This is a genomic window from Staphylococcus sp. mip270_02 (assembly GCF_054031535.1).
In genome coordinates, this window is sequence record NZ_CM132934.1 from 1,556,922 (window position 1) to 1,569,186 (window position 12,265).

Here is a 12,265-nt window from a genome sequence, read left to right on the forward strand (position 1 = left end):
TAAATCTTCTTGTCCATAATCTTACTAAATGATAAAATCAATGAGGAAAGATAAGCAAAATGAAGTAGGTGCAAAAAATGTATAAATTTATAAGTGGTTTGTTGAAATTAATTATTATAAAATTAAGTAATTCGTTAGAAGTTCAAGGAAAAGAAAATATACCTCAACTTCATAGGTATGTAGTGACTTGTACTCACGAGAGTTATAATGAAGTAATCATGTTAGGCACAGCGATTTATCCTAACCAAATACATTATATGGCTAAAAAAGAACTATTTAACAACAAAGTTTTTGGTAAATTTTTATCGTCATTAAATGCATTTCCAGTAGATAGAGATAATCCTGGACCAAGCACATTAAAAAAACCAATAAAACTGTTAAAAGAAAATAAAACTGTTGGAATCTTTCCCACAGGACACCGCATGAAGTATGATGAAGGTTCACCAATGAAAAGAGGAGCTGTAACTATAGCGATGATGGCTCAAGCTCCGATTTTACCTGCAGCTTATGTTGGGCCAAAAGAAATAAAAGGATTGATTACTGGAAAAGCAATTATCAGATTTGGTGAACCAATAGAAACTAAACATCTTCCAAAAGACATGAAGCGTAATGAAAAATTAGAGTATTTAACTAAAGAATTAGAGCAAAGAACAATTCAATTACAATCAGAATTAAATGACTATGTAAAAAATAACTAAATAAAAACATTAATATATTGGAATAATTAAACTTTTTTATTTTTGATACGTAATCTTTAAATCATATGTTATTATATAACTGTACAATAACAGTTAGTAAAGAGTTTACAAACACCACGTGGACAATATTGTGCATGTGGTGATTTTTTTGGGAATTTATTTTGAAATGGGGAATATTTATGTATAGTTTCTTTCAACGTTTAGGAAGATCACTTATGCTACCTGTAGCTGTATTGCCAGCAGCAGCCATTATCGTTGGTATAGGTAATGCATTAACTGCACTTGGCATATTGCCTACAGTAGCTGCCTTTTTCTCTACGGCAGGATCAACGATTCTTGAACAATTGGGTATTTTATTTGCAATTGGTGTTGCATTAGGTATGGCGAAGAAAAATGATGGCGCAGTTGCACTTGCAGCAGCCGTCGGTTTTTTCTTAACGACAGTTGTACTCAGTCCAGAAAAACTAGCGCCATTATTAGGCGTGAAAGAATCTGGTGTAAATGCAGCATTTGAACAAATGAATAATCAAAATGTCTTAATTGGTTTGGTTATTGGTTTAGTGGCAGCATATACGTATAACAGATTTAGTACAACAGAATTGCCAACAGCGTTATCATTCTTTAGTGGGAAACGTTTGGTGCCTATTTTAACTGCGTTTTTCAGTATATTTATAGCAGTTATTATGTTATTTGTTTGGCCAATTGTGTACTCAGGAATTGTTACTTTTGGGACATGGATATTAGATTTAGGACCTGGTGGGGCATTTCTGTATGGATTTTTCAACCGTCTCTTAATCCCAACCGGACTACATCATGCATTAAACGCGGTATTTTGGTTCGATTTAGCTGGTATAAACGATATTGCGAAATTCCAAACTGGTGATGGTGCAGTTCAAGGCGTTACAGGGCGTTATATGGCCGGTTTCTTCCCAGTAATGATGTTTGGCGTCCCAGCAGCCGCATTAGCGATGTATCATACAGCAGAAACAAAACAAAAGAAAAGAGTTTACGGGTTAATGTTTGGTGGAGCTATTTCAGCATTTTTCGTTGGAGTTACGGAACCTATTGAATTTTCATTTATGTTTGTAGCTCCGCTATTATTCTTAATACATGCTGTGTTAACTGGTTTATCTTTGTTTATAGCCGCGTTATTCCATTGGACAGCAGGATTTTCATTTAGTGCGGGATTAATTGACTTTTTATTATCTTTGATTAACCCAGTAGCAAACCATCCGATGATGTTAATGGTTCAAGGTCTTGTATTCTTTGTTATTTATTACGTAGTATTTAGATTTGCAATCAAATGGTTGAAACTTAATACTCCTGGTCGTGGTGATAACTTACTACCTGATCCAACATCCGATGAAGCTACAACAGGAGATACTGAAGATTCAACTGAGATTTCAAATTCAGGAAAATCGCAAACAGGTAAATATTCAAAGACAGCTAGTCAAATCTTAGAAGGATTAGGTGGTAAAGAAAATATTGTAACGTTAACAAACTGTGCCACACGGTTACGCATGGAATTACATGATAATAATGTGATTGATGAAGCTAAGATTAAAGGCGCTGGTGCTGTTGGTGTAACGAAGAGTGGTAAACACAATACACAAGTTATCATTGGAACTCAAGTCCAACAAGTTGCTGATGAAATTGAACTTCAAATGGAAAAATAAAATAAAGGTATTTTAAACATCTAATTGGCTGAAATTTATAATATTACTTCAGCTTAGTTAGGTGTTTTTTTATAGCTAAAACTTATAAAAAGATCTGTTGATTTGTTTAACAAAACACTGTAAATGCATTGCTCTTTTGTTTGTAAAATAGTACGATATAATAGTATCAGAATTTTCTGATTAAAGGAGAGTAGGTAGTATGAAGTCAGTTTTATTTGATGTTGATGGTGTTTTTTTAAGTGAAGAAAGGTGTTTTGATGTATCGGCGTTAACCGTATATGAAATGCTTATGAGTAAGGATTATATTGGTTTAGATCCCTCGATACAATTTGGAAATTTGAGTGATGAACAAATCACAGAAATCAGGGATATTGTATTCTATCATGATGAGATACTAACTAAGCTAAAATCACTTGGTTTAAACTCAAACTGGGATATGCTATTTGTTGTAATAGCTATTCACTTCGTTGATATTTGTAAAAATTTATCTGCTGATGCGTTAGCGGAAATTTTAAATCCTGAAAATTTTGGACAAGCAACATTACAAAAATTAGGGCATCAAATTTCTGATATAACATTGAATTTTGACGCACCATTATCATTTTTAGATCATGTACGCACAGGTAAAGACAATATTTACCAGGATCTGATTAAGTATGCGAGTGAACAATTAGACACACAACAAACAGCACTATTTGAGTTGAAAAGTCCATTTTGGATACTTTCACAAGAAATTTATCAAGAATGGTACTTAGGTAATCAACTTTATAATGAGGTTGAACAAAAATTGAATCGTTCTGACTTTAAAAAAGGTTACATATATAATGAGGTAATATTAAGACCAGTTGCTGAGATTAAGCAATTGTTAGAAGACTTAAAAGCCGCAGGGTATCATATAGCGATAGCCACAGGGAGACCACGCACGGAAACGTTAGTTCCATTTGATACAATTGGTATTAAAGATATATTCGATGATAAACACATTGTTACTGCAAGCGAAGTACTAATCGCTGAAGATATTTATCCTGAATTGAAACCTTTAGGTAAACCAAATCCATTTAGCTACTTGGCAACACTTGAAGGCAATTTCGAAGAGGATTATAAAAAATATGCAACAAATCAAGAAAATCGAGTTGTTAAAAATGAAGTCTTTGTAGTAGGAGATTCATTAGCTGATTTGCTAAGTGCTAAAAAAATTGGCGCAACTTTTATTGGTCCTTTAACTGGATTGAAAGGTCAATACGCTCGTGAAGAACTAGAAGCTTATGAAGCAGATTACATAGTCGATCATGTAGGCGAGATAAGAAATATTTTATTATAATGATTACTGACACATTGCAAAGTTATTTTCTGAAAACGATTATAAATTTGAAAATGTGTCATTTTTTTGTCCAAATAAGTTAGGGTCAATATTTAGTGATTATTAAATTAAAAATATAAGATTAATGCATATTAAATAGCGTAGCGAAGCAGCATCTTTTAATGTCTTTAGCGACATTAAAACGAGAAGGGTTTAGCATTAAAAAGCGCGAGTAAGAAATTTTAATTAAATTCCATACTCGCGCTTATGTTATATCATTTATTTAAAAAGAAAAAGAATTAAATATTGTAATTAATATTGTTATCAATTTCTAATTCTACGCTTCTAATTAAATTGAAACCTTCAATTTGATATAAACCGTCGATAACATCTTCTGTTACAGGGTGGTCGATTGATAAAATCATTAGTGCATTACCACCTTGATTAGTACGACCGAGGTGCATAGAAGCAATGTTGATACCATACTCGCCTAAGATTTGACCAGTACGTCCTACAATACCGGGTCTATCATTATGATTAATAACAAGTTGATATTGTTCAGGTTTAAAGTCTACCGGATAGTCATTAATACGAACAATTCTTGGACCATACCCGTTTAATACAGTAGCACCAATCTTGATTTGTTTGTCTTTATTGATAAGTGTTAATTCAATGTAATTACTAAAACCACGGTGTTTTGTATTTTTTTCAATGTTATAAGAAACACCTTGTTCATTTAGAAGTACTAATGCGTTAATCAAGTTAACACGTTCAGCTAAATCTCGTTTTAGTACACCTGAAACTAATGTTCTAGTTAATAAACTTGTATCATCTAACGCGATGTCACCTTCGTATTTAATGTGGAGTTCACGAGGTGCTTTTTCAAGTAATTGGATGCCAACTTCACCTGTTAATTTGCTTAATTCGATATATGGCTTTAACTCATCGTTGATTTCACTGTAAGTCATACGTGGTGCATTTATTGCATTTAATACATTACCGTTTTCAAAGATATCTACGATTTCATTAGCAACTGATACTGCTACTTTTTCTTGTGCTTCAACTGTAGAAGCACCTAAGTGAGGTGTAACAATAATTTTTTCATTTTCAACAAGAGGCGATTCAGTTGCTGGCTCAGTTTCAAAAACATCAATCGCAGCACTCTGAATTTGATCATTATCTAAAGCTTCCAATAATGCTTCTTCATCTATGATACCACCACGCGCTACATTGATGATTTGTAATGTTGGTTTTGCTTTTTCAAAAAATGCTTTACCAACGATACCTTTTGTTTTAGGCGTTAATGGTGTGTGTACAGTAACGAAATCTGCTTGTTCTGCAATTTCTTCAACTGTTGCACGTGTTACGTTTAATTCTTTAGCTTTATCTTCTGATAAATAGGGGTCAAAGGCTAATATATTCATACCGAAACTTTGTGCGCGTTTTGCAACACCAAGTCCAATTCTACCTGCACCGATTACACCAAGTGTTTTATTAAAAAGTTCCGTACCTCTATAAGTCTTACGGTCCCATTTTCCATTTTTTAATGATTGATGTGCTTGTGGGATATTTCGTGCCATCGATAAAATCATTGCCATTGAATGTTCAGTGGCAGAAATTGTATTACCATCTGGTGCATTGATTACTATCACGCCGTTTTTTGTAGCGGCATCCACATCGATATTATCCACACCAACACCAGCACGAGCAATTACCTTGAGGTTAGGTGACGCTTCAATAATAGCTTCAGTGACTTGTGTTTGACTACGTACAATCAATCCTTGGTAATCTTTAATTTCTTCTATTAATTCATTTTCAGTTAAATCTGTATTTATTTTAACTTCAAAATCTTTATGGTCAATTAAACTTTTTAAACCTTCTGGTGAGATTGGATCAGATACTAAAATTTTATACATAAGCTTTGACGACCTCCATATACTTAGTGATTGCTTTACCAACATAAGATTCATTTCTAAATTCTGTTAACAGGATTTCCAATGCTGAAACTACTTGTAAAATATCAAATGGAGAGATTTGCCCCATATGACCAATACGTAATATTTCACCTTTTAAGTGGCCTTGGCCGCCAGCAATTGTGATAGCAAAACGGTTTTTTAATTCATTTTTGATAAAATTTAATTCATCTTTTGTTTTAGGAGTAAAAGCAGTGACAGTAGGCGAAGCATATTCGTCTTCGACTAGTAAATCTAATTCTAGTGCTTTCAATGCTTCTCTAAGACCATCACGTATTGCGTAATGACGAGAGACTACATTACTAAAACCTTCTTCTTCAACTAATTTTGCATATGCGTTTACGCCTCTAAACAACGAAACATTAGGTGTGAAAGGTGTTGAGTTTTCAGATTGTGATTTTAAATATTTGTTCAAGTCTAAATAAAAACGCGGAGTTGTAACTTCACTAAAGCGTTTTTTAGCACGATCATTATAAGCTACAAATGCTAAACCAGGTGGTAACATGATTGCTTTTTGACTACCTGAAATAAGGACATCAATTGCATCACGTTGTAAATCAACATCTACTGCACCGATACAACTTACGCCATCAACAACAAAGTAAATAGATTCATCATATGCTTTAAGTGCATGACCCAATTCACTTACGGGATGCAATACAGCTGTTGAAGTTTCACAATATTGGCTGTAAACAGCTGTAATATTAGTATTTAAAGATTTCAAGAAATCTATGAAGTCAGGTACATTGACAGCTTTACCCCATTCGACCTCGAAAATATGTACATTATTGTAATAAGTTTCTGCAATTTGTTTAAAACGATTACCAAATGCGCCAGATACGATAATAACAATTTCATCATCTGGATTTGCAAGATTTAGCATACTTGCTTCTAGTGAGCTTGTACCACTGGAAGTAAGTATCATTACATCATTTTGTGCACCAAAAATTGGTTTAAGCGCACGAAATGATTCTTCAGCAATTGCTTCGAAATCACTTGATCGATGACCGACCATAGGTGACTGTGTAGCGTGTAAAATTTGTTCTGGTACTGGTGTAGGTCCTGGTGTTAGTAACAAAGGATGATAATATTTCATGAGTAATTCCCCCAATGCTTAAGATTGTACAAGTTTAGCAAATTTTCAGATAATATAAAAGTGCAAATATTAAAAAAACAGACGGAACAGACAGTTTATCTATCAAATGTAAGGGTATTCATTGCTAATTTAATCATATTCCGTCACACATAAAATTTTTTTAAAATTATTTTATTTTTGGTTCTATTTTTACAGAAACGTTGCCTCTAATAGAATTAGAAATCATACAATTATTGTCTGCAACCTTTAATAGTTTAGGTAATTTTTTTGTTAAAAGTTCTTTTTGATTTGTTTCAACTGAAATTATTGGATAATGTATTATAGTATCCATACGGAATTTTGCATTTTCAAAAATTGCTGTTCCAATAGAGGATTGGTTTATCGTAATATTATTGAATCCTGAGCGTTCTAATACCGCCGCTAGTGAAATGATATAACATGATGAAGCGGCGGACACTAATAACTCATCTGGATTTGTGCCTGTTCCATTACCACCAAGTCCTGATGGTATTGATATTTGCTCGCTTAAAACATCACCTTTGAGGTCACCGACTGATTCACGGCCACCTGACCAATTTGTTTGTACTACAAATTCATGTTGTACCATATAGATTGACCTCCAGTATAATTATGATAACTTTAGTTTAGACGATTCTAAGAGATAATGAAAGTGGGGCATTATAAGAATGCATAACTATTTAGACGATAGTAGAGTAATGCTGATTGCACATCGTGGATTTTCAACTGATTTTCCAGAAAACACACGAGCAGCTTTTGAACCTGCATTAGAAAGTAGTATAGATATGCTAGAAATAGATATACATAGAACAAAAGATAATTACTTAGTTGTAATTCATGATGACACAATAAATCGCACTTCAAACGGTAAAGGCAAAGTGAAAGATTATAGTTTAAATGCATTGAGGCAATTTGATTATGGTGTGGCTAAGCATATTAAATTTAAAGGACAACATTTGATGACATTAGAGCAAGTGTTGTTATTAATTAAAAATCACCCACAAAAGCTTTTAATTGAAATTAAACAACCTCATATTTATCCAGAAATTGAGCAACAATTAATTGATATGCTAAAAAAACATGACATTTCTGAGGAAAAAGTAATTATACAATCGTTTGATCAAAAATGTATTCGTAACCTTTATGAAATGAAAGTGGAGTTTAAGCTTGGTGTTTTAATTAGCAAAAGGAAATATTGGTATAAAATGCCGAATTTTGACAAAATTGCAGTATATGCGGATTATGTAAATCCACATTATTCCTTAGTAAATCATAAATTTATGACTGCTGCACATAGCCTTGAACTGTCAGTTATGCCATATACTGTTAATGAGCCAAGCATTGCTAACAAGTTAATCATGTTAGGTGTTGATGGCTTAATTTCTGATAATCCGACAAAATTAAAATAACTTAACATAAAAAATATGTGAACTTTGTAAATGAATTGATTTCAACTAAGTTCACATATTTTAATTTAACTATAGATGTATGGAGTATTTACAATTAACTATCTTCATGTGTATTAATCCAATGTTTTTTAAGTAAACCCATAATATGGCAATTACTATATTTTCCTCGAGTATAGAAATGTTCTTGTAGTGTGCCTTCAATAACAAAATTTTGGCTTTTATAGATATGGACTGCTCTTTCGTTTTGAACATCTACAAAAAGGTAAATCTTATGCAAGTTCAACACTAAAAACGCATAATCAATTGCTTTTTTAAATGCATTTTTTGCATATCCTTGCCCGCTATATTGAGGGTCAACGATAATTTGAATCTCACAATTACTATGTACAAAGTTAATTTCTACTAGCTCAACGACCCCGATACGAATTTTGTCATCTTCTATGATGAAGCGGCGTTCAGATTCATCCAATAAATGTTTTTTATATAATGATTGCAGTTCACTTAATGATTGATAAGGTTCTTCAAACCAATAGGACATAATTGAATATTCATTATTTAAGTGATGTACAAATTCTAGATCAGTTTCTTCTAAAGCTCTAATAATCAAAATATACACTCCTTTAACTATATACTCATCATACTCAAATATAGTAAGATTGTAAATATTGATGTAATTATAAACTATGTATATATTTTTGATATGCATGAATATGTTTACAAGTTCAATTCATACTTAAAGACGTTATATTTTTGTATAGGGAGAGGGAAGTTAAAGTTTAGAAGGCAATAAAAAAACCAAGAAATCAATAAGATTTCTTGGTTCGACATAATCACGCTTATCTTGAGTAGTACTCAACGATAAGTTGTTCGTTGATTTCAGCAGGTAATTCACTACGTTCTGGAACGCGGATATATTTACCTTTTAAGTTGTCTGCATCAAATTCTAAATAATCTGGGACAAAGTTGTTGATTTCAACAGATTCAGCGATGATATCTAATTTTAAAGATTTTTCGCGTACTGAGATTTCTTGACCAGGTTTTAAAGTGTATGATGGGATATCAACACGTTTACCATCAACTTCGATGTGACCGTGGTTAACGATTTGACGAGCTTGACGACGTGTACGTGCTAAACCTAATGAATATACAACTGCATCTAAACGAGCAGCTAATAATTGCATGAAGTTTTCACCGTGGACACCGTGTTGGTTACCAGCAGTTTCAAAAGTGTTACGGAATTGTCTTTCAGTCATTCCATATAAGTAACGTAACTTTTGTTTCTCACGTAATTGTAATGCATATTCTGATAATTTTTTACGTTGGTTAGGACCGTGTTGACCTGGTGCGTATGGACGCTTCTCTAATTCTTTACCAGTACCACTTAATGAGATACCTAAACGACGTGATTTTTTCCAGTTTGAACCTCTAAATCGAGCCATAGTAGACTCCTCCTTTTTCTCTTTTGTTGTTATGAAAAAACAAAAAAGAGTGTTGCATGCTTATTTGGATATATTGTTTTATGTGTCCTCGCCTCATAGCTACGGTTACACGGCACGTCCGCGTTGGGAACAACATAGTGCCAAATAATATACAACTGCTAATTTCGTTTATTCACACAAAGTACATTGTACCATGATATTAAGAACTGTCAACAACTAATGAGTATTTTAATGATAAGTAGTTTTCTTTTATACTTATGCGATTTGATTTTCAATAGTTTTTACAATATTTTCTAATGCGTTCTTATCAGTTTCTGAAAAACGATTTGTGATTGGCGCATCAATATCTAATACTCCAATTATTTGTTCATTTTGATGAATAGGAACTACAATTTCTGATTTGCTGTTAGCATCACAAGCAATGTGACCTGGGAAGGCATGAACATCTGCTACTAACTGTGTTTCATCTTGAGCTACTGCAGTACCGCATACACCACTACCAATTGCAATGTGCACACACGCTGGATGACCTTGGAAGGGACCTAAAATCAATTCATTATTTTCTATTAAATAAAAGCCAACCCAATTGACTTGATCTAAAGAATCATTTAATAAAGCAGACACGTTACTGAGTATGGCGATTAAATTTGATTCATCTTCTATTAAACTATAAACTTGTTTTTCTAATAAGTTATAATTGGTTTCTTTAACCTCTGACATACAAAAACCTCACTTTTTACTTTTCATTTAGTATAAAGACTGTTTTAATAGTAATCAAACAAATGATTTGTAAGGGCTTTTTTTAATTACTTTATACATATAATTACTAGAGGTGAATTTAACGCAAATATTGAAATATTCATATGAATTAATTCATTTTCTCTTTTAATGCATAGGTAAATTACGTTATAATAAATAGTGATAAAATAGGAGGAGAAAACGTATGGTATTGTATATCATTTTAGCAATTATTGTCATAATACTGATTATTGTTGGTGTATTGTTCTATATGCGTTCAAACAAAAGCCAAATTATTGAAAAGGCAGAAGAACGTAAAGTTAAAGTAGAACAATTACCTTATGATGAAAGTTTATCTCAATTATCTGAGTTAAATTTAACTGGTGAAACAAAATCTACCTATGACAATTTAAAACAATCATCATTAGATAGTAAAAATCAATATTTAGTACCAGTAGAAGAAAAAATTCATAGTGCAGAAGGTTTGTTAGATAAATTTAAGTTTTCACAAGCTCAAACCGAAGTGGATGAAGCCCACGAAATGATGGATCAATATGAAGCGAACTATAATGAACTTACTACAAAAGTAGAAAATATTATAGAACTACATAAAGAAAGTGATCATTTATACGAAGAATGCACAACTGATTATCGTGAAATGAAACGTGATGTATTAGCAAATAGACATCAATTTGGTGAAGCAGCTACGCCACTTGAACAAGAAATTGAATCGTTTGTACCTGAAATGGAGACATATGAAACGTTAAAAAATGAAGGCAACTATAATCAAGCGCATGAACATATTAAAACTTTAAATGATGATATGAATTATTTGAAAAAAGATATGGATGAAATTCCTGATTTGATTAAAGAAGCGCAAAAAGAATTACCGGGACAATTCCAAGACCTTAAATATGGTTGTAGAGACTTAAAAGTTGAGGGTTATGATTTAGACCATGTCAAGATTGATAGCACGCTACAAACATTGAAGACTGAACTCAGTTTTGTTGAACCAATGATTAGTAGATTAGAGCTTGATGAAGCAAATGAAAAACTTAATAGTATTAATGATCGATTAGATGAAATGTATGATTTAATTGAACATGAAGTGACAGCTAAAAATGAAGTAGAAGAAACAAAAGAAGTTATTACTGATAATTTATTTAGAGCTAAAGAAATGAATTATACATTACAAACTGAAATTGAATATGTTCGTGAAAATTATTATATTAATGAAAGCGATGTTCAAAATGTACGACAGTTTGAAAACGAAATTCAAAACATGATTGCTGTATACGATGATATCCTTAGAGAAATGTCAAAATCAGCAGTAAGATATAGCGAAGTTCAAGATAACTTGAAATATATCGAAGAACATGTTGATGTTATTAACGAAAAACAAGAAAAATTACAAAATCATTTAGTTCAATTGCGTGAAGATGAAGCAGAAGCAGAAGAAAATATCTTACGTGTACAAAGTAAAAAAGAAGAAGTGTACAGAAAGTTACTTGCTTCAAATCTACCTAGTGTACCAGAGCGCTTTATTATCATGAAGAATGAAATTGATTACGAAGTAAGAGAAGTAAATAAAAAATTCAGCGTACGCCCAATACATGTTAAACAGCTAAAAGATAAAGTTTCTAAAGTAGTACTACAAATGAATAAATTTGAAGATGAAGCTACTGATGTACTTGTGAATGCTGTTTATGCCGAAAAATTAATTGAATACGGTAACCGTTATCGCAAAGACAGTTCGAATATAGATAAGAGCCTAAACGAAGCAGAACGTCTCTTTAAAAATAACCGTTACAAACGTTCAATTGAAATTTCTGAGCAAGCTTTAGAAAGCGTAGAGCCAGGCGTTACAAAGCAAATTGAATCAAAAGTTATCGGTTAAGTTCGGTTATAACTCATATTA

Annotated in this window: 11 protein-coding genes; 5 read left to right on the forward strand and 6 right to left on the reverse strand. The window is 32.4% G+C overall.

The genetic code is table 11. From position 1 onward, the window contains the following. The first annotated feature begins 77 nt into the window (after positions 1-77). The 3 genes from ACW5YJ_RS07330 (at position 78) to ACW5YJ_RS07340 (ending at position 3,695) form a co-directional block, all read left to right on the forward strand. Positions 78-698: a lysophospholipid acyltransferase family protein gene (locus ACW5YJ_RS07330; protein WP_017722152.1), complete on the forward strand. Its 621-nt coding sequence runs from the start codon at positions 78-80 to the stop codon at positions 696-698. Positions 699-877: 179 nt separating this feature from the next. Continuing rightward, complete coding sequence (nagE, locus tag ACW5YJ_RS07335; protein ID WP_017722151.1) at positions 878-2,374, forward strand: N-acetylglucosamine-specific PTS transporter subunit IIBC; 1,497 nt, start codon at positions 878-880, stop codon at positions 2,372-2,374. A 199-nt stretch (positions 2,375-2,573) separates the two neighbouring features. Continuing rightward, complete coding sequence (locus ACW5YJ_RS07340; protein WP_017722150.1) at positions 2,574-3,695, forward strand: HAD family hydrolase; 1,122 nt, start codon at positions 2,574-2,576, stop codon at positions 3,693-3,695. Positions 3,696-3,973: 278 nt separating this feature from the next. Here ACW5YJ_RS07340 and serA read toward each other — a convergent pair whose 3' ends face one another. The 3 genes from serA to ACW5YJ_RS07355 form a co-directional block, all read right to left on the reverse strand. After that, complete coding sequence (gene serA / locus ACW5YJ_RS07345; protein ID WP_017722149.1) at positions 3,974-5,590, reverse strand: phosphoglycerate dehydrogenase; 1,617 nt, start codon at positions 5,588-5,590, stop codon at positions 3,974-3,976. Then, positions 5,583-6,743, reverse strand: coding sequence for a pyridoxal-phosphate-dependent aminotransferase family protein (locus ACW5YJ_RS07350; protein ID WP_017722148.1), 1,161 nt, complete (start codon positions 6,741-6,743; stop codon positions 5,583-5,585). Before ACW5YJ_RS07350 ends, serA begins: the two co-directional genes overlap by 8 nt. A gap of 166 nt (positions 6,744-6,909) precedes the next feature. After that, the gene (locus tag ACW5YJ_RS07355; protein ID WP_107551391.1) at positions 6,910-7,350 is read right to left on the reverse strand and encodes an SACOL1771 family peroxiredoxin; all 441 of its coding nucleotides are present in this window, start codon (positions 7,348-7,350) and stop codon (positions 6,910-6,912) included. 79 nt (positions 7,351-7,429) lie between these two features. Between ACW5YJ_RS07355 and ACW5YJ_RS07360 the strand changes: the two genes are divergently transcribed. Next, on the forward strand, positions 7,430-8,170 hold the full coding sequence (locus ACW5YJ_RS07360; protein ID WP_017722146.1) for a glycerophosphodiester phosphodiesterase: 741 nt from the start codon (positions 7,430-7,432) through the stop codon (positions 8,168-8,170). A 94-nt stretch (positions 8,171-8,264) separates the two neighbouring features. Here the strand turns inward: ACW5YJ_RS07360 and ACW5YJ_RS07365 are convergent, their stop codons facing one another. The 3 genes from ACW5YJ_RS07365 to ACW5YJ_RS07375 form a co-directional block, all read right to left on the reverse strand. After that, positions 8,265-8,777: a GNAT family N-acetyltransferase gene (locus ACW5YJ_RS07365; RefSeq protein WP_171915743.1), complete on the reverse strand. Its 513-nt coding sequence runs from the start codon at positions 8,775-8,777 to the stop codon at positions 8,265-8,267. Positions 8,778-9,006: 229 nt separating this feature from the next. Beyond that, positions 9,007-9,609: a 30S ribosomal protein S4 gene (rpsD, locus tag ACW5YJ_RS07370; protein WP_017722144.1), complete on the reverse strand. Its 603-nt coding sequence runs from the start codon at positions 9,607-9,609 to the stop codon at positions 9,007-9,009. A 255-nt stretch (positions 9,610-9,864) separates the two neighbouring features. Continuing rightward, positions 9,865-10,329, reverse strand: a complete 465-nt coding sequence (locus ACW5YJ_RS07375) for a GAF domain-containing protein (protein WP_017722143.1) — start codon at positions 10,327-10,329, stop codon at positions 9,865-9,867. Positions 10,330-10,552: 223 nt separating this feature from the next. Between ACW5YJ_RS07375 and ezrA the strand changes: the two genes are divergently transcribed. Next, positions 10,553-12,244 carry a septation ring formation regulator EzrA gene (gene ezrA, locus ACW5YJ_RS07380; protein WP_017722142.1) on the forward strand — a complete coding sequence of 564 codons (1,692 nt, stop codon included), beginning with the start codon at positions 10,553-10,555 and terminating at the stop codon, positions 12,242-12,244. Positions 12,245-12,265: the final 21 nt, after the last annotated feature.

Bases quoted from the DNA above. Each gene is read 5' to 3' on its own strand.
- ACW5YJ_RS07330 (WP_017722152.1), top strand. From the start codon at position 78: ATGTATAAATTTATAAGTGGTTTGTTGAAATTAATTATTATAAAATTA.
- nagE (WP_017722151.1), top strand. From the start codon at position 878: ATGTATAGTTTCTTTCAACGTTTAGGAAGATCACTTATGCTACCTGTA.
- ACW5YJ_RS07340 (WP_017722150.1), top strand. From the start codon at position 2,574: ATGAAGTCAGTTTTATTTGATGTTGATGGTGTTTTTTTAAGTGAAGAA.
- serA (WP_017722149.1), bottom strand. From the start codon at position 5,590: ATGTATAAAATTTTAGTATCTGATCCAATCTCACCAGAAGGTTTAAAA.
- ACW5YJ_RS07350 (WP_017722148.1), bottom strand. From the start codon at position 6,743: ATGAAATATTATCATCCTTTGTTACTAACACCAGGACCTACACCAGTA.
- ACW5YJ_RS07355 (WP_107551391.1), bottom strand. From the start codon at position 7,350: ATGGTACAACATGAATTTGTAGTACAAACAAATTGGTCAGGTGGCCGT.
- ACW5YJ_RS07360 (WP_017722146.1), top strand. From the start codon at position 7,430: ATGCATAACTATTTAGACGATAGTAGAGTAATGCTGATTGCACATCGT.
- rpsD (WP_017722144.1), bottom strand. From the start codon at position 9,609: ATGGCTCGATTTAGAGGTTCAAACTGGAAAAAATCACGTCGTTTAGGT.
- ACW5YJ_RS07375 (WP_017722143.1), bottom strand. From the start codon at position 10,329: ATGTCAGAGGTTAAAGAAACCAATTATAACTTATTAGAAAAACAAGTT.
- ezrA (WP_017722142.1), top strand. From the start codon at position 10,553: ATGGTATTGTATATCATTTTAGCAATTATTGTCATAATACTGATTATT.